Here is a 24473-nt window from a genome sequence, read left to right as displayed (position 1 = left end):
CCCCAAGGTGACCGGACCAGTCCGGTTCGAGGAGGGTGCACAGTGCAGTCGACAGCGCAGTCCGTGCAGAGCACGCCGTCCGTAGCCCAGGGGCCCAGCCGGCGGGCGGTCGTCGCCGCCGGGGCCGTGGCCGGGGTGGGGCGGCGCTCGGGGTGCCCCAGCTCGCGGCCGCCGCGGCCCAGGGGGAAGTCGTGGTGGGCTCAGGGGAGTTGGCGGTCACCGTGGATGCGGCCTTCCCGCGGATCGTGCGGTACGAGGACCGCGGCACCGGCGCCGTGCTCCACGGCCAGTCCGACCCCGTCACCGAGGTGCGGATCGACGGGACCGCGCGCACCCCGAAGGTCACGTCCACACCCGGGGCAGACCGGATCACGTACACCCTCGCCTTCGACGGCGGCACCGAGATCGACGTCCGGATCGAGGTCGACGGGTGGCAGGTGGACTGGCGGGTCACGGCCGTACGGGACACCGAAGCGCTGCGTGTGGGCACCCTGGAGATCCCGGGTCTCGCCTTCCTCGCCGTGCGCAGTGATCAGCCGGGCGCCGCGCTGCTCGGGGCGAGGATCCAGCTGGACAAGGCCAAGAGCGGGGACACGCTCGTGCGGCCCACCGCGGACACGCCCGCCGAGGCGCCCGCCGGCTGCGCGTACGCGGTCGTCGCGCACGACCGGCTCGGCGGGGCGGTGGAGACCAACACCGTCTACGACAAGCCCGATTCGGCCGCCGGGACCACCTGGGAGAACGGGCGCCTGTGGCGCAGCACCGTACGCAAGGATTCGTACGTCGAGGCGCGCCTGACGTGCGGGCAGTGGACGCACCGGGCCGCGACCGCGCCGGTGGACGCCACCGAGCCGCTGCCGTACGCCACCGTGATCGTCACCCGGGACCGCAACGGGGACGGCAAGGTCGACTGGCAGGACGCGGCGATCGCGTTCCGGGACGTCATGGTCACCCCGCTCGGCGCGGACCAGCAGCATCTGCGGGTGGTGCCGCACATCCCGTTCAACTTCGCCTCGCAGGCCACCAATCCGTTCCTCGCGACCCTCGACCAGGTCAAGCGGATCTCGCTCGCCACGGACGGGCTGCGCCAGTACACGCTGCTCAAGGGCTACCAGTCCGAGGGCCACGACTCCGCCCACCCGGACTACGCCGGGAACTACAACAAGCGCGCCGGTGGCCTCGACGACCTCAACACCCTGGTCAGGGAAGGCAAGAAGTGGCACTCCGACTTCGGTGTGCACGTGAACGCCACCGAGTCGTACCCCGTCGCCAACGCCTTTTCCGAGACGCTCGTCGACAAGGCCAACGAGCAGTGGGACTGGCTCGACCAGAGCTATCGGATCGACCAGCGGCGCGACCTCGTGTCCGGGGACATCATCAAGCGCTTCGCCGATCTGCGCGCGGATGCCGACCCCGCCCTGAACATGCTGTACATCGACGTCTTCCGCGAGTCCGGCTGGACCTCCGACCGCCTCCAGCGCGCCCTGCGCGACCAGGGCTGGCTCGTGACCACCGAGTGGGGCCACGGCCTCGAACGGTCCGCGCTGTGGGCCCACTGGGCCACCGAGACCGACTACGGCCCGGACACCTCGCGCGGCATCAACTCCCAGCTGATCCGCTTCATCCGCAACCACCACAAGGACGTCTTCGTCGACAAGTGGCCGACCCTCCTTGGCATTCCGCGCACCGGCAACTTCGAGGGCTGGGTCGGCAAGACCGACTGGAAGACGTTCTACGAGCTGATCTGGACCGAGTCGCTGCCCGCCAAGTACCTCCAGGCGTACCCGATCAAGACCTGGGGCGAGCACGAGATCACCTTCTTCGGACCGACCGCGACCCGAGTGAGCGACGAGGGCGGCAAGCGGGTCATCACCACCGACGGGCGCGTGGTGTACGACGGTGGGCGCTACCTGCTGCCGTGGGAGCCGCGCAAGGCCACCGACCCGGCGAAGCTCTACCACTACGCGCCGAAGGCCGGCTCCAGCACCTGGCAGCTGCCGCGCGGCTGGGCGGGCCTCGGCAAGGTCAGCGTGTACCGGCTCACCGACCAGGGCCGCGTGTTCGTGGAGGACGTACCGGTCCGCGGCGGCAAGGTCACCCTGCGGGCCGCCGCCGCACAGCCGTACGTGATCTACCGCGAACGCGTCCGTGCGCAGGCCGACCCCGCCTGGGGCCAGGCGACCCCGCTGCACGACCCCGGCTTCAACTCCGGCTCCCTGCACGGCTGGACCGTCTCCGGACCCGCGTCCGTCGAGCTCAGCACGCTCGGCGACTACGAGCTGGTGATCGGCGCGGGCGGCGCGGCGGCCGTCGGCCAGCGGGTCCGGCGCCTCGCACCCGGCACGTACGCCGCGTCCGTACAGGTCGAGGTGGGGGAGAAGGCCGGCGAGACCCGCAAAGCCACCTTGGAGGTGCGCACCGCCGACGGCATCACCGCCGCCAACTGGACCAGCACCTCCACCGCCGGCAACTACGTGGCCGCCGACCGCAAGCACGGCACCCGCTTCCAGCGGATGTTCACCTGGTTCACGGTCCCGGAGGGCGGCGGCCCCGTCGACCTGACGCTGCGCGCGGAGGCCGGCAAGGCGCGGGTGCGGTTCGACAACGTACGGATCGTGCGCGGCACCCGCTCCGTACGCGAAGGGGCCCTGGCCTTCGAGGACTTCGAGCACGTGCCGCAGGGCTGGGGCCCGTTCGTGAAGGGCGACTCGGGCGGCGCCACCGACCCGCGCACCCATATCGCCCAGCGGCACGCCCCGTTCACCCAGCGCGGCTGGAACGGCAAGGCGATCGACGACGTCATCGACGGCACCGAGTCGCTCAAGTCCCGCGGCGAGAACGACGGCCTGGTCTACCGGACCGTCCCGCACACGGTGCGCTTCACCCCCGGCAAGCGCTACCGGGTGACCTTCCGGTACGAGAACGAGACGGCCGGTCAGTACGCCTGGATCACCGCGGTGGACGCCCCGGCGGCCCGCGAACTGACCCGCGCCGACGTGCCGGTCGCGACCGAACCCACCCAGTTCACCTACGAGTTCACCGCGCCCGCCGACGGTGAAGCGTGGGTCGGCCTGCGCAAGGTCGGGAGCGACGGGGTGGCGGAGTTCGTGCTGGATTCGTTCGAGGTGCGGGAGGTGTAGGGGCGCGCGAAGGGGGGCGGGCCCCGTAACGGGCCCGCCCCCCTTGTCGCTTGCGGCTCAGCTCAGCTCAGCAGCACCGCCCGCTCGGCTGCAGCCCCCTCCAGCTCAAGCACCCACACCTCGTTGTCCCCCTCGCGCAGCACCGGCCCGGGCACGTACAGCGCGTGCTGCGGGCCCGCCGACCAGTAGCGGCCGAGGTTGACCCCGTTCACCCAGACGAACCCCCGGGTCCAGCCCGGCAGTTCGAGCCATGCGTCGCCGGCGCCGGCGACTTGCACCGTTCCCGTGTACAGGCCGGTCGGGCCCTCGGGGGAGCGCAGCGCCAGCCCGCCGAGGCCCGCATCGAACGCGTCGAGCCGCAGCCCCCGGGCCCGTACGCCGTGCAGATACTGCCGTTCGTGCAGCACTCCCTGCGTGATGCCCTTCGGTTCGCCCACCAGCGGCCCGTAGTTGACCCGGCCGAGGGACTCCACCCACAGCTCGACCACCGCGGGCCCCGGGACCTCGGTCTCCAGGACCGCGGCCGACTCGGTGAGGACACCGGCCCGCTCCCCGTCGACGTACACGACCGCGCGGTCCCGCAGCCCGCGCACGCTCAGCGGGTACGCCTTGCGCGGACCCGGTACCTCGAAGCGGTAGCGGACCAGGCCGCGGTCCACGTCCAGGTCCTCGAAGGTGGGCGGCGCGCCGGTCACCGTCTCCGGGCCGCCGAGTGCGTCGAGCACGTCGTCGAGCGGAGCCCACGCGTCGAGGGCCGCCTCGGCCGGGGTCGTCAACTGGTCCGGCTCCGGCGGGAGTTCGGGCAGAGGACCGTCCGCGTACGCGGCGAGCACCTCGCGGAACGCCCAGAACTTCGCGGTCGGCCGGCCCTGCTCGTCGATCGGGGCGTCGTAGTCGTACGAGGTGACATCCGGCTGCAGCTCGCCGTCATGGAGGTTCCCGCTGCGGTTCGCGCCCGCCCAGCCGGCGAAGTTGGTGCCGCCGTGCGCCATGTAGATGTTCACCGAGGCGCCGCATTCGAGGATCTCCCGCAGGGTCGCCGCCGCGTCCTCAGGTGCGCGCGCGGCCTCCTTGCCGCCCCAGTGCGAGAACCAGCCGCACCAGTACTCCATGCACATCAGCGGCCCCGCCGGCTGATGGCGGCGCAGCGTCTCGAAGGCGGTGCGGGCGTCGGAGCCGAAGTTGACCGTGGCGAGCACGCCCGGCACCGAGCCGCCCGTGAGCATATGGTCCTCGGGGCCGTCCGAGGTGAACAGCGGGACCTCCACGCCCAGATCGCGCAGCACGTCGGTGACATGGCGCAGATACGTCGCGTCGCTCCCGTAGGACCCGTACTCGTTCTCGACCTGAACCATGATCACCGGACCGCCGCGGTGGATCTCACGGGCCACGACCTGCGGCATGAGGGCCTCGAACCAGCGGTCCACCAGACGCAGATACTCAGGGTCACAGGTGCGCGCCCGGACGCCGAGCGGGCCGGTCACCCAGTGCGGAAGCCCGCCGTTCTCCCACTCGGCGCAGATGTACGGGCCCGGGCGGACGATCGCCCACAGACCGGCGCGGGCCGCCGCGTCCAGGAAGCGCCCGAGGGCCTCGACGTCGTGGTACGTGCCGGGGGCGGGCTCGTGCAGATTCCACGGGACGTACGTCTCCACACAATTGAGGCCCATCGCCCGCAGCATCCCGAGCCGGTGGTCCCACTGCTCCTCGTGGACCCGGAAATAGTGCAGCGCACCGGAAAGGAGCCGCACCGGCCGCCCGTCCAGCTCGAAGTGCTCGTCGCCGACCCTGAATTCGGCTGCCTGGGAAGTAGTCATGCCGCCCGCCCCTTGGTTTGTGCTGGTACAGCGCCAGATTCACCCCCTGGCGGGGCGCCGGTCCATGGACAAAGATCGGGTGTGCTTGCACTGCAGGCATGAACGAAAGCGGCCTAGAAGGGGCAACCCCCCATGAACCACACGTATCACACGTGGATGCGGTACTTCACCCCCGGTCCCGTCCACCACCGCCTCGGCCTGGTCTGCCTCGGCGTGGGGCTCCAGTACGGGGCGCTGCCACCCGTCGGGCCGCGCACCCTCGACCACCATGTCGCGATGGTCATCTGCTCCGGCGGCGGCTGGTACCAGCTGCCCGACGGGCGGCGCCACACCGTCACCGCGCCCGCGCTCGTCTGGCTGCTGCCGGGAGTGCCCCACCAGTACGGGGCCGATCCCGACACCGGCTGGGACGAGGCCTTCGTCGACTTCACGGGGCCGGCGACCACCACGTACACCGAACTCGGCTACATCGAACCGGACCGGCCCGTCGTCCCCCTCGGCGACAGCGGACCCGCCCGCGCCGTCGTCACCCGGATCGCACGCGCCGCCCGCGTCGGCAATCCGCTGCTCGAGGTCGAGACGGGCGCCGCCGTCCATGAACTCCTGGTCGCGCTGCGCCGCTCCCGCGCCGACCTCGCGCCCGACGGCGACCCCGTGCTCCAGGCGCTCGCCCGCGACGCGTATCTGCCGCTGTCCGTCGCCGAGCACGCGGCGCGCCTGGGCATGACACCCACCGAACTGCGCACCGCCGTACGCCGGGGCTCGGGCTGCAGCCCCAAGGACTACCTGCTCTCCATACGCCTCGGCCGCGCCAAGGAACTCCTCGCCGCGACCGAACTCCCGGTCGCCGCGGTCGCCCGCCGCGTCGGCTACGACGACCCCGCGTACTTCTCCCGCCTGTTCACCCGCCGCGTCGGCCTGGCCCCGATCCGCTTCCGCGAACAGCAGTCCCGCACGGTCCCCGGCGGCTGGTCCCAGCAGATCCCGGACCCGTCGGACCCGCCGATGCTGGGCGCGTGCGAAGGGGACGTCGAGGAGGCCGGGGTGCGGTGACGCCGGGCCCGCGATCAGTTCTCCGCGGCGCCTGCGATCTGCTCGTGGTGGCGGATCACCTCGCTGATGATGAAGTTGAGGAGCTTCTCCGCGAACGCCGGGTCGAGCTTGGCGTTCTCGGCGAGCGCGCGCAGGCGGGCGATCTGGTGCGACTCGCGGGCCGGGTCGGCCGGCGGGAGCTGGTGGGCGGCCTTGAGGTGGCCGACCTGCTGGGTGCATTTGAAGCGCTCGGCGAGCATGTGCACGACGGCCGCGTCGATGTTGTCGATGCTGTCGCGCAGCCGGGCCAGCTCGGCCTGTACGGCGGGGTCGATCGGGGAGGTGTCACGCGTGGTCATGGCACGGGAGCCTACGTCGAAGGGGCACCGGGCCGCCCGGCTGTCCGCACCCTGGCGATCTTCCCGGCCGTCCCCGTCGCGCCCCTCCGCCCCCGCACGCCCTCGAAGATCCCCGACCGCACGCCCTCGAAGATCCACGACCGCCCGGCCCGAAGATCCACGACCGTCGGCCCCCTCTGTGCTCGGATCGGCACATCAGGCAGCATGTCCCCATGTCCGTACTGACGCGCGACGAAGCGCAGACCCGTGCCCGACTCCTCGAAGTGCAGCGTTACGAGGTCACCCTGGACCTCACGCGCGGCGAGGAGACGTTCGCCTCCCGTACCGTGATCCGCTTCACCGTCCGCGAGGCCGGTGACACCTTCGTCGACCTCAAGGCCACCGCGCTGCGCGAGGCCGCCCTGGACGGACAACCGCTCGACCCCGAGTCGTACGCCGACGGCCGGTTGCCCCTGAAGCACCTCACCGCGGGCGAGCACGAGCTGACCGTCGACGCCGAGATGCGCTACTCGCGCACCGGCGAGGGCATGCACCGCTTCACCGACCCCGCCGACGGCGAGACATACCTCTACACGCAGCTGTGCATGGACGACGCCCAGCGGGTCTTCGCGGCCTTCGACCAGCCCGACCTCAAGGCCGCCTTCGCGTTCACCGTCACCGCGCCCGAGGGCTGGACCGTCCTCGGCAACGGCATCGCCAAGGACGAGGGCCAGGGCCGCTGGACCGTCGCGGAGACCCCGCGGATCTCCACCTACCTCGCCGCGCTCGCCGCGGGCCCGTACCACTCGGTGCGCACCGAGCACCGCGGCCTGCCCTTCGGCATCCACTGCCGCCGCTCGCTCGCGCCCCACCTGGACGTCGACGCCGACGAAATCCTCGACGCCACCAAGGCGCTGTTCGACCGCTACCACGAGAAGTTCGACGAGCCCTACCCCTTCGACTCGTACGACCAGGCCTTCGTGCCCGAGTTCAACGCCGGCGCGATGGAGAACCCGGGCCTGGTCACGTTCCGCGACGAGTTCATCTACCGCTCCGCCGTCACCGACACCGAGCGCCAGACCCGCATCATGGTCATCGCCCACGAGATGGCCCACATGTGGTTCGGCGACCTGGTCACGCTGCGCTGGTGGGACGACATCTGGCTGAACGAGTCCTTCGCCGAGTACATGGGCTACCAGACCACGGCCGAGGTCACCCGCTTCTCCGACACCTGGACGGACTTCGGGATCGCCCGCAAGACCTGGGGATACGACTCCGACCAGCGCGGCAGCACCCACCCCGTCGCCCCGAAGCCCGAGCTCGTCCCCGACACCGGCGCCGCGCAGGCCAACTTCGACGGCATCTCGTACGCGAAGGGCGCCTCCGCGCTGCGCCAACTCGTCGCCTGGCTCGGCGACAAGGACTTCTCCGCCGGCATCAACGCGCACTTCGCCCGCCACAAGTTCGACAACGCCACCCTCGCCGACTTCATCGACAACCTCGCCTCCGTCACGGACCGCGACGTCCACGCGTGGGCCCGCGTCTGGCTCGGCACGACGGGCGTGGACAAGCTGACCCCGGCGGTCACCGAGACCGGCAACTCCTGGCAGCTCACCGTCACCCGCGAAGGCAGCCGCCCGCACCGCATCCAGGTCGCCGCCTACGAACCCGATCTGCAGGACGACGGCGCCCTGGTGCTGCGGGAACGCTTCGAGCTCGACATCGCCGCCGAGCGCACGGAGACGACCCGCCCCGGCCGCAGGCCCGCGCTCCTCGTCCTCAACGACCAGGACCTCACGTACACGAAGATCCGCCTCGACGAGCAGTCGCGGCGGACCGCCCTGAGCCAGCTCTCCGGCATCCCCGAGACGCTCAACCGCACGGTCCTGTGGAACGCCCTGCGCGACATGGTCCGCGACGGCGAACTCGCCCCGGCCGCTTACCTGGAGGCCGCCCGCGCCCACCTCCCCAAGGAGCGCGATCTCGCGATCGTCCAGGGCGTGCTCGCGTTCGCCGGCAGCCAGATCGCCGACCGCTACCTCGCCCCCGAGGACCGGCCGGCCGGACTCACCCTCCTGTCCGACCTGTGCGAGGACATCATCCGGCTCACCGAGGACGGTTCCTCGCCGGGTGCACGTCTCACGGCCGTACGCCACTTCATCGACCACGCCCAGCGCGCCGATGTCATCCGGGCCTGGTTCGACGAGGGCACCGTCCCCGGCGGCCCGGAGCTCGACCCGGAGCTGCGCTGGCGGCTGCTCACCCGGCTCGCGGTGCTCGGCGCGATCGACGACGACGTGATCGAGGCCGAGCTCCTGCAGGACCCGAGCGCCACCGGCCAGGAAGGCGCGGCCCGCTGCCGCGCCGCGCTGCCCGACCCGGTCGCGAAGCAGGCCGCCTGGGAGGCGATGTTCGGCGGCGCCGACGCGCTGTCCAACTACCTGTTCGTGGCCACCGTCCAGGGCTTCTGGCAGCCCGAACAGCTCGACCTCGTCCGCCCGTACGTGACCCGCTTCTTCACCGACGCGGTCGCCACCGCCAAGCGCCGGGGCCCGGCCCTCGCCGACGGCATCGGCCGCCACGCCGTGCCGATCGCCGTGGTCGAGCCGGCCACGCTGGAGCTGGGGGAGCGGTGCCTGGCCGAGGGCCCCGACGTACCGCCGCCCCTGCGCCGCCGCCTGGCCGACCACATGGACGATCTGGCCCGGGCGCTGCGGGTGCGCGGGGTCTGAGCCGACGTACGCGAAGGGGGCGCCGGTCACGGACCGGTGCCCCCTTCGCGTACACCCCCATACCACTCCAACTGCTTTTCTCCGTACGGCAGTACCACTTTCGAGTTGCGCTCGTTTATCTCCGCGGGCGCCACCGCACACCACCCTGCACGCTGGATGTCCCGCACACGGAACTCTCCCGTTCGAAGGACACCAGCATGAGCAGCCCACCCCTGGCCGGAGGCGTCACCGGCCCCGACGGCCTGCGGCCGCTGCTTGCCACCGTCCTCGACGCCCTCGCCGAAGGCGCCGCCGCGCGCGGTGGTCCGCTGCCCGACGGGGGACCGGAAGCCGTCGAGCAGTGGGTCGGGAAAGCCGTCGACGATGTGCTCCCGGAGCAGGGGCAGGGCGCCGAAGAGGCCTTGCGCACCCTCGTCGCGCTCATGGCGGCAGGCGCCGCGGACCCCGCCGACCCGCTGTGCGCCGCGCATCTGCACGCGCCGCCGCTCGCGGTGGCCGCCGCCGCCGACCTCGCGGCCAGTGCGCTCAACCCCTCGATGGACTCCTGGGACCAGGCACCGGCCGCCTCGGTCCTGGAAGACCTGGTGACCCGGGCACTCGCGGCCGAGGTGTACGACTCGGGTGGGGACGCCCTCACCACCACCGGCGGCACCGAGTCCAACCAGCTCGCCCTGCTGCTCGCCCGCGAACTCCTCGGTCCCGTGCAGGTGTTGGCCGGCGCCAACGCCCACCACTCCCTGCACCGCGCCGCCTGGCTGCTCGGCCTGCCAGAACCCGTCACCATCCCCGCCCCCGCCGGGCTCCTCGACCCCGCCGCGCTCGACGAAGCCCTCACCGAGCTGCCCGGCCCGAAACTCGTCATCGCCACCGCCGGCACCACCGACGCCGGACTCATCGACCCCCTCGACGAGATCGCCGACCTGTGCGCCGCCCACGGGGCCCGACTGCACATCGACGCGGCATACGGCGGCGGGCTCCTGTTCAGCCGTACGCACCGGGGAAAGCTGCGGGGCCTGGAGCGCGCCCACACCGTCACGCTCGATCTGCACAAACTGGGCTGGCAGCCCGTAGCGGCCGGTTTCCTCGCCGTACGCGACCCGGAGGATCTGCGGCCGCTGGGGTTCCGCGCCGACTACCTCAACGCCGAGGACGACACCGAAGCGGGCCTGCCCGACCTCCTCGGCCGCTCCCTGCGCACCACCCGCCGCCCCGACATCCTCAAGACGGCCGTCACCTGGCGGGCGCTCGGCCGGCAGGGTCTCGGCGAGCTGGTCGATCAAGTCTGCGCCCTGGCTCAGGAGTTCGCCGATGCGATCGAGGCCCATGACGGCTTCGAGCTGTACGACCGGCCCGCCCTCAGCACCGTCCTGTTCCGCCCTCGCACGGCCACGGACGACGACCTGGCGTCCGTACGAAGAGAGCTCCTCACCGAGGGGCGCGCCGTACTCGGCCGCGCCCGCCTCGACGGGCGGCTCTGGCTCAAGGCCACCCTGCTCAATCCGTACACATCAAGTGGCGAACTGGCCGCACTGCTGCACCTGGTGGAACGCCACCTCGTAGAACCTGTGGAAGGACACACGCCCCGATGACCCTGCCGACGAACAGCGGCGCCCCTGCCCCCGAAGAGCCCCAGGACCTCGTGGGCATCGGCATCGGGCCGTCCAATCTGTCGCTCGCCGCCCTCGCGCACCCGCTGACCGAACTGCGCACCGCGTTCTACGAGCAGCGGCCCGGCTTCCACTGGCACCCCGGTCTGCTCATCGAGGGCGCCACGCTCCAAGTGCCCTTCCTCGCCGACCTGGTGACCCTCGCCGACCCCACCAGCTCCTGGAGCTTCCTCAACTACCAGCGCGAGCAGGAACGGCTCTTCCCGTTCTACTTCGCCGAGAAGTTCCACATCCAGCGCTCCGAGTACGACGCGTACTGCCGCTGGGTCAGCGGGCAGCTGCCCGGGCTGCACTTCGGCCACCAGGTCGACGCGGTGCGCTGGAACCCCGAACGCTCCGTGTTCGAGGTCGACTTCACCCAGCTCGACGCCGACGGGGAGGCCGAGGCCCTCGGCCGCACGTACACCCGCAATGTCGTCCTCGGCGTGGGCACCGCTCCCTACGTCCCGCAGACGCTGCGGCCGCTCGTCGAGGTGCCGGGCGTACCGGTGATCCACGCGGCCGACTACCTCGCCGCGCGCGACACCCTTCTGGCCGCCGAGCATGTCACCGTCATCGGCTCGGGGCAGTCGGGGGCCGAGATCTTCCTCGACCTGCTCAAGGCCCGGCCCGCCGGCGCCGAGAAGATCCACTGGCTGGCCCGCACCGAGGCGTTCGCGCCCATGGAGTACTCCAAGCTCGGGCTCGAACACTTCACCCCGGACTACACCGGCTACTTCCACGCCCTGCCCGAAGCCGTACGCGACCGGCTCGTGCCCGCCCAGTGGCAGCTGCACAAGGGCATCGACACCGACACCATCGCCGCCATCCACGAGGAGCTCTACCAGCGCACCCTGGGCGGCGGCTGGCCGGACGCGACCCTCACCCCCGGCGTCACCGTCCGCACCGCGGGGCGCGTCGGCGCCACCAAGGTCGAGCTGCACCTCGAACACGCCCAGCAGGGCACCCGGTCCCGCCTCACCACCGACGCCGTCGTGCTGGCGACCGGCTACCGGGAGCGGCCGCTCGACCAGATGCTCGCGGGCCTCGACTCGTATATGCGGCGCGACGGTTCGGCACGGCCGCGGATCAGCGAGGACCACCGGCTGCTGCTCGACCCGTCGGTCACCGGGTCGGTGTACGTGCAGAACGCGGAACGGCACACGCACGGGGTGGGCGCCCCTGACCTCGGTCTGATGGCGTGGCGCAGCGCGTCGATCCTCAACACCCTCACCGGCAATGAGCCGTATGTGCTGCCGAAGCGGACCGCGTTCACCACGTTCGGTCTCGACCCGGCGGCGCTGGAACGCCGGGAGCCGGAGCGCAAGGGGACGCTCGTGCCGCTCAAGGGCTGAGGACGTTCTTGTACGAGGGGCCGGTCCTTCGCGGACCGGCCCCCTCGCGTTCCGTACGGGTCCGTCAGAAGACCGGCACGCCGTCCCGCGTCAGCTTCCAGTCCACGGAGGCGAACGCGGCCGGATCCACCGTGCCCTTCGCCGTCACCCACTGGATGATCGTGTTACGGATTTCCTCCGAGTTCGACCACAGCTGCTTGGCGCCCGGAACGTGCGGGAAGTTGCCGCCGCCGCTCGCCCGGTAGTTGTTCACCGCGAGCACGAACTCGGCCGCGGGGTCCAGCGCCTTGCCCTCGAACCGCAGGTTCGCGATCCGGGAGCCGGCCGGCTTGGCGATGTCGATCTCGTACGTCACGCCGTACACCGCGTCGTAGTTGTAGTCCGGAATGTTCTCGGCGTTCGTCAGCTTCGCCGGGTCCACGGCCGCGCCGGCCGGGGTCTGCACGTAATACCGCGCCGAGTACTCCAGGTACTCCTTCAACTGCGCACCCGTGATCAGCCGCGCTTCGAGGGTGTTCTCGAACGGATAGAGGCCGGCCGCGTCACGGATCGTCACCTCGCCCGCCGGGATCGCGGCGGTCCGCGAGAAGCACGAGGCCTGCGAGATCACCGGCAGCGCGGCGTAACTGCCGCCCGCGAGCGCCGCCTTCACCGTCTCGGCCTGCACATGGCTGATCAGGTCGATGATCGGCACGTCCTTGTACGGACCCTCGGCCGTCGACATCGCGGCGAGCGAGGTACCGATGACCTGGTTCACATACGCCACGACCTTCTCGTGCTCGTCCCCGAGCAGCCCCGTGATCGCCGGGTCCTCGTCCACCGCGTTGGAGTTGAGCACCTTGGCCGCGACCTTCTCGACCGTCCAGCGGCCCTTCGACCAGACCAGATCGAAGTCGAACAGCGTCAGCCGCTGGCCCCACTTGAGGGGCTCGGAGAGGACGACCTGCTCACCGGTCTCCTTGTTCGTGACGAAGTACTCCGGGATCTCGGTGTGCGCGTGGCCCACCAGGATCGCGTCGATGCCCGGCACCTGCTCGGCCACCAGACCCGCCGCGTTCTCGATGTACGGCAGCTGGTCACCGTACGAGGACGTGCCCGACGAACCGCTGTGCGCCGAGACGATCACCACGTCCGCGCCCATGGACCGCAGCTTCGGCACCCACTTCGCCGCCTGCTCCTCGAGGCCAGGGAAGGTCATCTTCCCCTGCACGTTCGCCTTGTCCCAGATCGCGATGCCGGGATTCGTCAGACCGAGAACCGCGACCTTCACATCGCGGCCGTGCGGAGTGCGCAGGCGGTGCATGCTGTACGGCGCGAAAGCCGGGCGCTGCGTCTTCGCGTCCAGCGCGTTGGCGCCGAGCAGCGGGAAGTCGCACTGCTCCTCGAACTTGCGAAGCACCGGAATTCCGTAATTGAACTCGTGATTCCCGAGGGCCGCCGCGTCATAGCCGATGCGGTTCATCGCCTGCGCCATCGGATGCACCGGACCACGCGCCGCCGTGATCGGGTCGACCTTGGCGTAGTAGTACGACAGCTGCGTGCCCTGGATCGTGTCGCCCGCGTCGATGAGCAGCGTGTTGCGCCGGCCCTTCTCCTCGCGCACCTGGTTCACCAGGGTGGAGATCTTCGCCAGGCCCACATCGTTGTGCGCCTTGTCGTCGAACTCCTTGTCCGTGAAGTAGTCCCAGTTGAAGACGTTTCCGTGCAGATCCGTCGTGCCCATCACCGTGAACGAGTACCGCTTGACGCGCCCCTTGCCGGCGGCGCCCGCAGCGGCCGGTTCGGCGGCGGCGGCCTGAGCCGAGGCCCCGGCGGCCAGCGCGACTCCCGTCGCGGCCGACGTACCGAGGAACGTCCTTCGATCGAGCGGCATTTCGTCTCTCCCTTGTGAGGCAGTCCTGTGTGACGCGCGTAGATTCTGCACCGCGAACCCCACCGGGCAACACCCTCAGCGAGTTGCGATCCGATGTCTCCCCGATGTCGCAACCGGGTGCAACAGTGACGAACACGCCCGCAACCGCCGGAGGAACCCCATGGACGAGACCCCCGCCTTCACGCCGTACGGCACTCCCGAGTCGCCCCGCGTCGCCGTCAGCGGCGAGGCCCGGCTCGAGGTCGAGCCCGAACTCGCCCGGATCAGCGTCACCGTCCTCGCCCGCGGCACCGACCGGCGCGGCGCCCTCGACGACCTCACCCGGCGCAACGCCGTCGTACTCGACCTCATCAAGGGGTACGGGGAGGCCGTCGAGAAGCTGGAGACCGGCGCCCTGTCCATCAGCCCCGAACTGGGCCGCCATGGACGTTCCGAGCGCGTCCGCGCGTATCACGGGCGGGTCCATCTCACCGCCGAGCTCACCGATTTCACCGCGCTCGGCGAGCTCACCACCCGCCTCGCCGACCTCGAGCTCACGCGTGTCGACGGGCCCTGGTGGGAGTTGCGCCCCGACTCGCCGGCATACAGCGAGGCGCGCCGTATGGCCGTGCACGAGGCGGTCCAGCGCGCCCGCGCCTACGCCGACGCCCTCGGCACCCGTCTCGACGCCCTGGTCGAACTCGCGGACGTGGGCGCCGAACCGCCGATGCCCTACCGCCAGTCCATGCGCGGTATGCAGGTCGCGTCCTACGACTCCGCCGTCGCCGAGGACGCCTCCGCCCCGCCCCTCGACCTCGAACCCCAGCGCCAGACCGTCTACGCCACCGTCAACGCCCGCTTCACCATGCATCCGCCGCAGCTCTGACGCGCAGCGGCTCAGGCGCCCCGGGAGCGGTCAACAAATGAAAGGAAGCTCGCACAATCGAGCATTCAACAGGCTTGGGCGGTAAGGGAAATGCTCATCGGAGCACCCCCGCGCACAATTCAACACTTGTCAATAACCTTTCATGCAAAGGTTGTTGAGTAGTCATGCTCAGCCAATTCTCTACCCGCCGGTAAGGCCTAGGCTCGAACCATGCGCCGAGCAAAGATCGTCTGTACCCTGGGGCCCGCCACCGACTCGTACGACCAGATCAAGGCACTGGTCGAAGCCGGAATGGACGTGGCCCGCTTCAACCTCAGCCACGGCACCTACGCCGAGCACGAGGAGCGCTACCAGCGCGTGCGGAAGGCATCCGACGAGACCGGCCGCAGCGTCGGCGTCCTCGCGGACCTTCAAGGTCCGAAGATCCGCCTCGGCCGCTTCAGCGAAGGTCCCGTACTCCTCGAACGTGACGACGAGTTCACCATCACCGTCGAGGAGGGCGTCGAGGGCGACCGCCAGACCTGCGGCACCACCTACGGCGGACTCGCCTCCGACGTGAGTGCCGGCGAGCGCATCCTCGTCGACGACGGCAAGGTGTGCCTCGAGGTCACCGAGGTCGACGGCCCCCGCGTCCGCACCCGCGTCGTCGAGGGCGGCATGGTCTCCGACCACAAGGGCCTCAACCTCCCCGGCGTCGCGGTGTCCGTCCCCGCGCTCTCCGAGAAGGACCAGGACGACCTCCGCTGGGCCCTGCGCATCGGCGCCGACGTCATCGCCCTGTCCTTCGTGCGCAGCGGCCGTGACATCGAGGACGTGCACCGCATCATGCGCGAGGAGGGCCGGCGCCTCCCCGTCATCGCCAAGGTCGAAAAGCCCCAGGCCGTCGAGAACATCGACGACATCGTCGCCGCCTTCGACGGCATCATGGTCGCCCGCGGCGACCTCGGTGTGGAGATGCCCCTGGAGCAGGTGCCGATCGTCCAGAAGCGCGCCATCAAGCTGGCCAAGCGCAACGCGAAGCCGGTCATCGTCGCCACGCAGATGCTGGACTCGATGATCGACAACTCCCGCCCCACGCGCGCCGAGGCCTCCGACGTCGCGAACGCGGTGATCGACGGCACCGACGCGGTGATGCTCTCCGGCGAGACCAGCGTCGGCAAGTACCCCATCGAGACGGTCAAGACGATGGGCCGCATCGTGGAGGCCGCCGAGGAGGACATCCTCGCCAAGGGCCTGCCGCCGCTGACCGAGCGCAACAAGCCCCGTACGCAGGGCGGGGCCGTCGCCCGGGCCGCCGCCGAGATGGGCGACTTCCTCGGCGCCAAGTACCTGGTCGCCTTCACACAGTCCGGTGACACGGTCCGGCGCCTGTCGCGCTACCGCTCCCCGATCCCGCTGCTCGCCTTCACGCCGGACCCGGCCACCCGCTCCCAGCTCAACCTCACGTGGGGCGTGGAGACCTTCCTCGGCCCGCACGTCGACTCCACGGACGCGATGGTCGCCCAGGTCGACGAGCTGCTCCTGAAGTACGGGCACTGCCGCAAGGGCGACGTGGTCGTGATCACGGCGGGCTCCCCGCCCGGTGTCGCGGGCTCGACCAACCTGGTCCGCGTCCACCACATCGGCGAGGACGACGCACCGCGCTGAGCCCTGGAGGCCTGTCTTGTGGATCAGGCCCCCGGCCCGGCGAACGTCACCACCGCCGGGGGTACCGCCTAAGCGTTCGCTCAGTCATCCTGATAGGACGGTGCACACGGCACGCACCGCCGTGAGCGCAGTCCGACCAGAACTGGAGCGAGACCCCCATGGGCGAGAAGAACGAAGTCAGGTTCCCGCAGGAAGTCATCGACGAGTACGCGGCGCTCGGCGTGGACCTGCCCGCCCTGTTCTCGGCCGGCCACCTCGGCACCCGCATGGGCGTCGAGATCAAGGAGGCCGCGGCCGACCGCGTCGTGGGCACCATGCCGGTCGAGGGCAACACCCAGCCGTACGGACTGCTGCACGGCGGCGCCTCCGCGGTGCTCGCCGAGACCCTGGGCTCGGTCGGCGCGATGCTGCACGGCGGCTCCGGCAAGATCGCCGTCGGCGTCGACCTCAACTGCACCCACCACCGGGGTGCCCGCTCGGGCCTCGTCACCGGGGTGGCGACGCCCGTGCACCGGGGGCGTTCGACCGCCACGTACGAGATCGTCATCTCCGACGAGCAGGACCGGCGGGTGTGCACGGCCCGGCTGACGTGTCTGCTGCGGGATGTGAACCCGGGCGACGAGGCGCGGGTGCGCGGCTGACACACGCCTCCAACTCCCCTGAGGGGCACCCCGGTTGATCCGGGGTGCCCCTTTTTCGGTCCCCGCGGACCTGGGTTCGGTCCCTGCGGACCTTGTTTGCTCTGCACGCACCTTGCCCCGTGCATCCACCACTCATTAGCTTCACGGACATGAGGCCCGCCGCCCCACGCCGAGCAATCCTCGCCCTGGCGGCCGTCTGTGCCATCGCGACACCCCTGACCGGGTGTTCGGGCACGGATGACGACCGCTCCGGGCCCGGGCCTTCCCCGCGCACCAGTTCCGATACGGAGATCTGTGTCGCGCTCGTCGGCTACTGGTCGAAAGAGGTCTTTCTCGAACGGCCCACCTCGGGCCGGGATTTCATGCAGAAAGGCCTCTCCAACGGACAGAACGAGATTCTGCTCGGCGCGGTCGACGCGGCACAGAAAGAGCGCAAACGGACCGATACGGACGCTGCGCTGAAGGTGCTCGACGCATCCGTGGAAAAGGGATGCGCTGAGCGCTACCGGAACGGAAAGCCCACCGAGGGCATCTGGCGCGAACCGAGCTCGACCCCGCCCGGGGGCGGCTCCCCATCGCCCTCACCCTGAGTAGTCACCGCCGAGGGGACGGGCACATTCCGTTCATGGCGGTAATCAAGCTCCCACTTTTCCGGAATCCCTTATTCAGGCTGGAGGATTCCCGGCAGGTGTCAGGAGCAAGATCCCCTCAAGCCCCTTAGCGGAACTGCCACTTCTCACTATGTGAACACTGGAAACACGGCCGAGAAGTCCGTTTGGCCCGCACTGTTCCGCCGGGAATTCAAAGCTCATAACAAGAGAGTCACATCTGCCCTTCCCAGGTCCCCAGGCCCGTCACCTGCGCTTAGAGTCACGGCCAGTCACCGCGCCGCCGGGCGCGAACTGAAGAGCACGGCCTTGTACCACCACCAGTACGGCCCGGCGATCAGTACGGCCCTCACGTCGAGGAAGCCGGCGCCAGGGAAAGGACCCATCGTGCGTAACCGTTCCTTGCTCATACTCACTTCGGTGTTGACCACCGGAGCTCTCACCCTCACCGCTTGTGGTTCGCGCGACGACGGCAACGGCGACAAGGGCGGCGACAAGACCACCGTTGTCATCGGCGTCGACTCGCCGACCTCCGGCGACCTGTCCGCCCTGGGTCTGGGCATCAAGAACTCCGCCGACCTCGCGGCCAAGACCGCGAACAAGGAGGAGTACGTCAAGGGCATCGAGTTCAAGATCGAGGCCCTGGACGACCAGGCCCAGCCGAACATCGGCCAGCAGAACGCGGCCAAGTTCATCGGCAACAAGGACGTCGTCGGCGTCGTCGGCCCGCTGAACTCCAGCGTCTCGCAGTCGATGCAGAAGCCGTTCAACGACGCCGGCCTCACCCAGGTCTCCCCGGCCAACACCGGTACCGAGCTGACGCAGGGCGACGGCTGGAAGACGGGCGACAGCAAGCGCCAGTTCAAGACGTTCTTCCGTACCGCCACCACGGACGAGATCCAGGGCGCGTTCGCCGCCAACTACCTGTACAACACGGCGAAGATCAAGAGCGTCTTCCTGATCGACGACCAGAAGACCTACGGCGCCGGCCTCGCCGCGTCGTTCAAGGACACCTTCACCAAGCTCGGCGGCAAGATCGTGGGCAGCGACCACGTCAACCCCGAGGACCGTGACTTCAACGCCGTCGTCACGCAGGTGAAGAAGACCGGCGCCGACGCCGTCTACTACGGCGGCGAGTACCCCGCGGCCGGCCCGCTGAGCCAGCAGCTCAAGGACGCCGGCAACAAGATCCCGCTCATGGGCGGCGACGGCATCTACAGCGGCGACTTCATCAAGCTGAACAAGAAGGCCGAGGGTGACCTCGCGACCTCCGTCGGCAAGCCCGTCGAGCAGCTCGACTCCGCCAAGAAGTTCATCGCGGACTACAAGGCGGCCGGCTACAAGGACGCCTACGAGGCCTACGGCGGCTCCACCTACGACGCCACGTGGTCGATCATCGAGGCCGTCAAGATCGCGGTCGAGGGCAACGACGGCAAGCTCCCCGAGGACGCCCGCGCCAAGGTCCTCGAGGCCATGGCCAAGGTCAAGTTCACCGGCGTCACCGGTGATGTCTCGTTCGACGAGTTCGGCGACACCACCAACACCATGATGACCGCCTACCAGGTGGAGAAGGGGGCTTGGGCCCCGAAGTTCAGCGAGGCGGTCAAGCCGCAGTCGTAGTCCCGCTCTCCCCGACTCATTGACCCAGACCGCGCGGGAGCGCTACCAGCGCTCCCGCGCGGTGCCATATCCGAACCACTCCACGGAGGCCTTGCGGTGAACGAACTGCCGCAGCAGCTGGCCAATGGACTCATCCTCGGCGCGATGTACGGTCTCATCGCAGTCGGTTACACGATGGTCTACGGCATTGTCCAGCTCATCAACTTCGCCCATGGCGAGATATTCATGATCGGGGGCTTCGGCGCCCTGACCATCCACCTCTGGTTCCCCGACGCCCCCCTGCTCGCGCTCATCCCGCTGATGATCGTTTTCGCGGTGATCTGCTCGGTCGCAGTCGGCGCCGCCGCCGAACGCTTCGCCTACCGGCCGCTGCGAGGCGCGCCAAGGCTCGCCCCGCTCATCACCGCCATCGGGCTTTCGCTCGTCCTCCAGCAGGCCATCTGGAAGTGGTACCCCGACGCGACGAAGGACCAGCCCTTCCCGCAGTTCGAGGGCGATCCCCTCTCCTTCCTCGGCGCCGACATCAAGGTGAACTCCCTGTTCATCCTGATCGCCGCCCCGATCTGCATGATCGCCCTCGGCTACTTCGTCAACAAGACCCGCGCCGGCCGCGGCATGCAGGCCACCGCGCAGGACCCCGACACCGCCAAGCTGATGGGCGTCAACACCGACCGCATCATCGTGATGGCCTTCGCCATCGGTGCCGCGTTCGCCGCGATCGCCGCCGTCGGCTACGGCCTCCACCAGGGCCAGGTCGGCTACCTCATGGGCCTCATCATGGGCCTCAAGGCCTTCACCGCGGCCGTCCTCGGCGGCATCGGCAACATCTACGGCGCCATGCTCGGCGGCATCGTCCTCGGCCTCGCCGAAGCCCTCGCCACCGGCTACATGGCCGACGTTCCCGGCATGGACCTCTTCGGCGGCGGCGCCTGGAAGGACGTCTGGGCCTTCGTGCTCCTGATCGTCGTCCTGCTCGTGCGGCCCCAGGGTCTGCTCGGCGAACGTGTCGCGGACAGGGCGTGAGCACCATGGCAACCATCACCAAGAACCCCGCGCCCAGCAACGACGCCACCCCGGGCCCCCTCGTCAAGCTGCCGGCCCCCGGCGCCAGGCTCGCCACCATCGCGGGCTCCGCCGTCGCCCTCGCCGGCACCTTCATGGCATGGACCTGGACCTCCGAGTTCCCCGGCGACCTCACCGTCACCGGCTACCCGGCCGGACTCCAAGTCCTCGTCCTCATCGGCGCCGCGCTCACACTGCTCTTCGCCCTCTCGGGCCAAGGCATCCGGGGCCTCGGCTGGCTCACCCCGGGCGGCGCCAACGCGGCCACCCGGCTCACCGCCCTCGGCACCCTCGGCACCATCGGCTACACCATGGGCGCGATCGCGGCCGAACTCGGCGGCGTCGTCAACCTCGAACCCGGAGCCTGGATCACCGGCATCGGCGCGCTCATCGCCGCCGTCGCCGCCCTCGCCCTGCCGTTCGACCAGCCCTACCCGGCCGACGACTCCGACCCCGGCGCATGGGCTCGCTTCCGGCACAGCCTCACCGCACCCGCCGCACCGCGGGTCAGCAGCAAACTGCCCTCCTGGGCCGAGATCCTGATCATCGTCGCGGGCTTCGCCCTCGCCCTGATCGTCTTCACCTACGGCATCGGCACCGAGGGCGCGGAACCCTTCATCGGATTCCTCATCACGGTCGGCTTCTGCTTCACCGGCGCCAACCGCGCCGGCGTCGTCAGCCGCCTCACCGCCCTCACCCACAAGCACCGCAACGTCGCACTCACCGCCGCGTTCGCCGCCGCGCTCTGCTTCCCCCTCACCCAGGACAACGACTACTTCGCGCTCATCGGGACCAACATCCTGATCTTCGCGACCGTCGCCCTCGGACTCAACGTCGTCGTCGGCCTCGCCGGCCTCCTCGACCTCGGATACGTGGCCTTCCTCGGCGTCGGCGCCTACACCGCGGCCCTCGTCTCCGGCACCAGCTCCTCCGTGTTCGACGTGCAGTTCCCCTTCTGGGCCGCCGTCCTCACCGGCGCCGGCGCCTCGCTGGTCTTCGGCGTCGTCATCGGCGCCCCCACCCTGCGACTGCGCGGCGACTACCTCGCCATCGTCACCCTCGGCTTCGGCGAGATCTTCCGCATCACCGTCAACAACCTGAACGGCAAGGCCGGCCCCGACGTCACCAACGGCTCCCAGGGCATCACCCAGATCCCCGACGTCGTCCTGTTCGGCTGGGACCTCGGACAGCCCCTCGACATCGCCGGCTTCACCCTCGGCAGGAACGCCAACTACTTCCTGCTCATGCTGTTCTTCACCGTCATCGTCGTCACCGTCTTCCGACGCTCCGGTGAATCCCGCATCGGCCGCGCCTGGGTCGCCATCCGCGAGGACGAGACCGCCGCCACCGCCATGGGCATCAACGGCTTCCGCGTCAAGCTGATCGCCTTCGCCCTCGGCGCCACCCTCGCCGGCCTCGCCGGCGCCGTACAGGCCCACGTCTCGTACTCCGTCACACCCGACTCGTACAAGTTCGCCAGCACCGCACCGCCCAACTCGGCCTTCCTGCTCGCCGCCGTCATCCTCGGCGGCATGGGAACCGTCAGCGGCCCGCTCATCGGCGGCGCACTGCTCTTCCTCATCCCGGCCAAGCTCAGCTTCATGGAGAACTACCAGCTCCTCGCCTTCGGCCTCGCCCTGATCATCCTCATGCGCTTCCGCCCCGAGGGCATCATCGCCGACCGCCGCAAGCAGCTCGAGTTCCACGACACCGGCCAACTCGACGTACCAGAACAACGATTGCCACCTGAAGGCGGCGTCAGTGCCACAAAGGCAGGGGCGTGACCACATGACCAGCAACGGATCCAGCCCCGTCCTCGACGCCAGCGGCGTCACCATGCGATTCGGCGGCCTCACCGCCGTCCGCAACGTCGACCTCACCGTCAACAGCGGCGAGATCGTCGGTCTCATCGGCCCCAACGGCGCCGGCAAGACCACCTTCTTCAACTGCCTCACCGGCCTCTACGTCCCCACTGAGGGCAAGGTCAGCTACAAGGGCACCGTCCTGCCGCCCAAGCCCCACCTCGTCACCCAGGCAGGCATCGCCCGGACCTTCCAGAACATCCGGCTCTTCGCCAACATGACCGTTCTGGAAAACGTCCTCGTCGGCCGCCACACCCGTACCAAAGAAGGACTCTTCTCCGCCCTCGTACGAGGCCCCGGCTTCAAGAAGGCCGAGAAGGAATCCAAGGAACGGGCCATGGAACTCCTCGAGTTCACCGGCCTCGCGAAGAAAGCGGACCACCTCTCCCGCAACCTGCCCTACGGCGAACAGCGCAAGCTCGAGATCGCCCGCGCCCTCGCCAGCGAACCCGGCCTCCTGCTCCTCGACGAGCCCACCGCCGGCATGAACCCGCAGGAAACCAGGGCCGCGGAAGAACTCATCTTCGCCATCCGCGACCAAGGCATCGCCGTCCTCGTCATCGAGCACGACATGCGGTTCATCTTCAACCTCTGCGACCGCGTCGCCTGCCTCGTCCAAGGCGAAAAGCTCGTCGAGGGCACCCCCGAGGTCGTCCAGCGCGACGAACGCGTCATCGCCGCCTACCTCGGCACCCCCTTCGAAGGCGCACCCGGCGCCGACGAACTCGCCGAAGTCGAAGCAGCGGAGGCCGCAGCACCCAGCACCAACTCCCGCACGGAGGACGCCCAGTGACCGCACTGCTCGAGGTCGAGGACCTCAAGGTCGCCTACGGCAAGATCGAAGCCGTCAAGGGCATCTCCTTCAGCGTCGAAGCAGGCCAGGTCGTCACCCTCATCGGCACCAACGGTGCGGGCAAGACCACCACCCTGCGCACCCTGTCCGGACTGCTCAAGCCGCTCTCCGGCAGCATCACCTTCGACGGCAAACCACTGCGGAAGTACCGCGCCGACCAGATCGTGGCACTGGGCCTCGCCCACTCGCCCGAAGGCCGGCACATCTTTCCCCGCATGACCATCGAGGACAACCTCCGCCTCGGCGCCTACCTCCGCGACGACAAAGAGGACATCCTCAAGGACATCCAGGCCGCCTACGACCTCTTCCCCATCCTCGGGGAACGCCGCAAGCAGGCCGCCGGAACCCTCTCCGGAGGCGAGCAGCAGATGCTCGCCATGGGCCGCGCCATGATGTGCCGGCCCAAACTGCTCATGCTCGACGAACCCTCCATGGGCCTCTCGCCGATCATGATGCAGAAGATCATGGAGACCATCGTCGAGCTCAAGTCCCGCGGCACGACGATCCTCCTGGTCGAACAGAACGCCCAGGCGGCCCTCTCCCTCGCGGACCAGGGCCACGTCATGGAGGTCGGCAACATCGTCCTCTCCGGCACCGGCCAGGACCTCCTCCACGACGAATCCGTCCGCAAGGCGTACCTCGGCGAGGACTGACCGCTCCGCAGCACGGCGAAGGGCCCTGCTTCTCGTACATACGAGAAGCAGGGCCCTTCGCCGTGAAAGCTACTGGCCGCCCTTGGCCGCCTTCTTCTCCTCGGCGTCCTCGATCACGGCCTCCGCCACCTGCTGCATCGAAAGCCGCCGGTCCATCGACGTCTTCTGGATCCAGCGGAACGCCGCCGGCTCGGTAAGCCCGTACTCCGTCTGCAGAATCGACTTCGCGCGGTCCACCAGCTTGCGCGTCTCCAGACGCAGCGTGAGGTCCGCGACCTCCTTCTCCAACGTCTTCAGCTCCGTGTACCGCGACACGGCCATCTCGATCGCCGGCACCACATCACCCTTGCTGAAGGGCTTCACCAGATACGCCATCGCACCGGCATCCCGCGCCCGCTCGACAAGATCACGCTGCGAGAACGCGGTCAGCATCAGCACAGGGGCGATGCTCTCCTCGGTGATCTTCTCGGCAGCGCTGATGCCGTCCAGCTTCGGCATCTTCACATCGAGAATGACGAGATCCGGCTTGTGCTCCCGCGCAAGCTCAATCGCCTGCTCACCGTCCCCGGCCTCACCGACGACGGTGTAGCCCTCTTCCTCGAGCATCTCTTTCAGGTCGAGCCTGATGAGCGCTTCATCCTCGGCGATGACGACACGGGTCGTCAGCGGGGGCACGTGCGACTGATCGTCGTCGGCGACGGGCTGGGGCGACTCGGGGGCGGTCACGGG

General features: G+C 69.6%; 18 protein-coding genes. 14 read left to right on the top strand and 4 right to left on the bottom strand.

The window, feature by feature from the left end; translation table 11 throughout:
• The first annotated feature begins 152 nt into the window (after window positions 1-152).
• Window positions 153-3140: an endo-alpha-N-acetylgalactosaminidase family protein gene (locus G6045_RS24955; protein WP_165334324.1), complete on the top strand. Its 2988-nt coding sequence runs from the start codon at window positions 153-155 to the stop codon at window positions 3138-3140.
• Between the two features lie 62 nt (window positions 3141-3202).
• Here the strand turns inward: G6045_RS24955 and G6045_RS24950 are convergent, their stop codons facing one another.
• A complete protein-coding gene (locus tag G6045_RS24950; RefSeq protein ID WP_165334323.1) occupies window positions 3203-4957 on the bottom strand; it encodes a glycoside hydrolase family 35 protein in 1755 nt (584 codons plus the stop codon).
• A gap of 132 nt (window positions 4958-5089) precedes the next feature.
• Here G6045_RS24950 and G6045_RS24945 point away from each other — a divergent pair, with 132 nt between their 5' ends.
• Window positions 5090-6010 carry a helix-turn-helix domain-containing protein gene (locus G6045_RS24945; protein ID WP_165334322.1) on the top strand — a complete coding sequence of 307 codons (921 nt, stop codon included), beginning with the start codon at window positions 5090-5092 and terminating at the stop codon, window positions 6008-6010.
• A gap of 14 nt (window positions 6011-6024) precedes the next feature.
• On the opposite strand, the gene G6045_RS24940 is transcribed toward G6045_RS24945, so the two are convergent.
• The gene (locus tag G6045_RS24940; protein WP_165334321.1) at window positions 6025-6348 is read right to left on the bottom strand and encodes a chorismate mutase; all 324 of its coding nucleotides are present in this window, start codon (window positions 6346-6348) and stop codon (window positions 6025-6027) included.
• A gap of 212 nt (window positions 6349-6560) precedes the next feature.
• On the opposite strand from G6045_RS24940, the gene pepN reads away from it, so the two are divergent.
• The 3 genes from pepN (at window position 6561) to G6045_RS24925 (ending at window position 12060) form a co-directional block, all read left to right on the top strand.
• Window positions 6561-9059, top strand: a complete 2499-nt coding sequence (gene pepN, locus G6045_RS24935; RefSeq protein WP_165334320.1) for an aminopeptidase N — start codon at window positions 6561-6563, stop codon at window positions 9057-9059.
• Window positions 9060-9256: 197 nt separating this feature from the next.
• Window positions 9257-10648 (top strand): pyridoxal phosphate-dependent decarboxylase family protein, encoded by a 1392-nt coding sequence (locus tag G6045_RS24930; RefSeq protein WP_165334319.1) that lies wholly within the window; start codon window positions 9257-9259, stop codon window positions 10646-10648.
• Window positions 10645-12060 carry a lysine N(6)-hydroxylase/L-ornithine N(5)-oxygenase family protein gene (locus G6045_RS24925; protein ID WP_165334318.1) on the top strand — a complete coding sequence of 472 codons (1416 nt, stop codon included), beginning with the start codon at window positions 10645-10647 and terminating at the stop codon, window positions 12058-12060. Before G6045_RS24930 ends, G6045_RS24925 begins: the two co-directional genes overlap by 4 nt.
• A 64-nt stretch (window positions 12061-12124) precedes the next feature.
• On the opposite strand, the gene G6045_RS24920 is transcribed toward G6045_RS24925, so the two are convergent.
• On the bottom strand, window positions 12125-13933 hold the full coding sequence (locus G6045_RS24920; protein ID WP_165334317.1) for a bifunctional metallophosphatase/5'-nucleotidase: 1809 nt from the start codon (window positions 13931-13933) through the stop codon (window positions 12125-12127).
• Window positions 13934-14093: 160 nt separating this feature from the next.
• Between G6045_RS24920 and G6045_RS24915 the strand changes: the two genes are divergently transcribed.
• The 9 genes from G6045_RS24915 (at window position 14094) to G6045_RS24875 (ending at window position 23744) form a co-directional block, all read left to right on the top strand.
• A complete protein-coding gene (locus G6045_RS24915) occupies window positions 14094-14798 on the top strand; it encodes an SIMPL domain-containing protein (protein WP_165334316.1) in 705 nt (234 codons plus the stop codon).
• A gap of 210 nt (window positions 14799-15008) precedes the next feature.
• Window positions 15009-16445 (top strand): pyruvate kinase, encoded by a 1437-nt coding sequence (pyk, locus tag G6045_RS24910; protein WP_165334315.1) that lies wholly within the window; start codon window positions 15009-15011, stop codon window positions 16443-16445.
• A gap of 158 nt (window positions 16446-16603) precedes the next feature.
• The gene (locus G6045_RS24905; RefSeq protein ID WP_165334314.1) at window positions 16604-17086 is read left to right on the top strand and encodes a hotdog fold thioesterase; all 483 of its coding nucleotides are present in this window, start codon (window positions 16604-16606) and stop codon (window positions 17084-17086) included.
• A gap of 149 nt (window positions 17087-17235) precedes the next feature.
• On the top strand, window positions 17236-17676 hold the full coding sequence (locus G6045_RS24900) for a hypothetical protein (protein WP_165334313.1): 441 nt from the start codon (window positions 17236-17238) through the stop codon (window positions 17674-17676).
• Window positions 17677-18096: 420 nt separating this feature from the next.
• Window positions 18097-19314, top strand: coding sequence for a branched-chain amino acid ABC transporter substrate-binding protein (locus G6045_RS24895; RefSeq protein WP_165334327.1), 1218 nt, complete (start codon window positions 18097-18099; stop codon window positions 19312-19314).
• 96 nt (window positions 19315-19410) lie between these two features.
• Complete coding sequence (locus G6045_RS24890) at window positions 19411-20337, top strand: branched-chain amino acid ABC transporter permease (RefSeq protein ID WP_165334312.1); 927 nt, start codon at window positions 19411-19413, stop codon at window positions 20335-20337.
• 5 nt (window positions 20338-20342) lie between these two features.
• Window positions 20343-22160: a branched-chain amino acid ABC transporter permease gene (locus G6045_RS24885; RefSeq protein WP_165334326.1), complete on the top strand. Its 1818-nt coding sequence runs from the start codon at window positions 20343-20345 to the stop codon at window positions 22158-22160.
• A 4-nt stretch (window positions 22161-22164) separates the two neighbouring features.
• Complete coding sequence (locus G6045_RS24880; protein WP_165334311.1) at window positions 22165-23031, top strand: ABC transporter ATP-binding protein; 867 nt, start codon at window positions 22165-22167, stop codon at window positions 23029-23031.
• Window positions 23028-23744, top strand: a complete 717-nt coding sequence (locus tag G6045_RS24875; protein WP_165334310.1) for an ABC transporter ATP-binding protein — start codon at window positions 23028-23030, stop codon at window positions 23742-23744. The genes G6045_RS24880 and G6045_RS24875 overlap by 4 nt, the downstream gene beginning before the upstream one ends.
• Window positions 23745-23813: 69 nt before the next feature.
• Here the strand turns inward: G6045_RS24875 and G6045_RS24870 are convergent, their stop codons facing one another.
• Window positions 23814-24470, bottom strand: a complete 657-nt coding sequence (locus G6045_RS24870; protein WP_165334325.1) for an ANTAR domain-containing response regulator — start codon at window positions 24468-24470, stop codon at window positions 23814-23816.
• Window positions 24471-24473: the final 3 nt, after the last annotated feature.

Origin of the sequence: Streptomyces mesophilus, from assembly GCF_011044995.1 — a bacterium.
Classification (GTDB): domain Bacteria; phylum Actinomycetota; class Actinomycetes; order Streptomycetales; family Streptomycetaceae; genus Streptomyces; species Streptomyces mesophilus.
Note: the sequence above shows the minus strand (reverse complement) of the source record. Positions and strands in the feature narration are given on the sequence as shown.

Bases quoted from the DNA above. Each gene is read 5' to 3' on its own strand.
- G6045_RS24950 (WP_165334323.1), bottom strand. From the start codon at position 4,957: ATGACTACTTCCCAGGCAGCCGAATTCAGGGTCGGCGACGAGCACTTC.
- G6045_RS24945 (WP_165334322.1), top strand. From the start codon at position 5,090: ATGAACCACACGTATCACACGTGGATGCGGTACTTCACCCCCGGTCCC.
- G6045_RS24940 (WP_165334321.1), bottom strand. From the start codon at position 6,348: ATGACCACGCGTGACACCTCCCCGATCGACCCCGCCGTACAGGCCGAG.
- pepN (WP_165334320.1), top strand. From the start codon at position 6,561: ATGTCCGTACTGACGCGCGACGAAGCGCAGACCCGTGCCCGACTCCTC.
- G6045_RS24930 (WP_165334319.1), top strand. From the start codon at position 9,257: ATGAGCAGCCCACCCCTGGCCGGAGGCGTCACCGGCCCCGACGGCCTG.
- G6045_RS24925 (WP_165334318.1), top strand. From the start codon at position 10,645: ATGACCCTGCCGACGAACAGCGGCGCCCCTGCCCCCGAAGAGCCCCAG.
- G6045_RS24920 (WP_165334317.1), bottom strand. From the start codon at position 13,933: ATGCCGCTCGATCGAAGGACGTTCCTCGGTACGTCGGCCGCGACGGGA.
- G6045_RS24915 (WP_165334316.1), top strand. From the start codon at position 14,094: ATGGACGAGACCCCCGCCTTCACGCCGTACGGCACTCCCGAGTCGCCC.
- pyk (WP_165334315.1), top strand. From the start codon at position 15,009: ATGCGCCGAGCAAAGATCGTCTGTACCCTGGGGCCCGCCACCGACTCG.
- G6045_RS24905 (WP_165334314.1), top strand. From the start codon at position 16,604: ATGGGCGAGAAGAACGAAGTCAGGTTCCCGCAGGAAGTCATCGACGAG.
- G6045_RS24900 (WP_165334313.1), top strand. From the start codon at position 17,236: ATGAGGCCCGCCGCCCCACGCCGAGCAATCCTCGCCCTGGCGGCCGTC.
- G6045_RS24885 (WP_165334326.1), top strand. From the start codon at position 20,343: ATGGCAACCATCACCAAGAACCCCGCGCCCAGCAACGACGCCACCCCG.
- G6045_RS24880 (WP_165334311.1), top strand. From the start codon at position 22,165: ATGACCAGCAACGGATCCAGCCCCGTCCTCGACGCCAGCGGCGTCACC.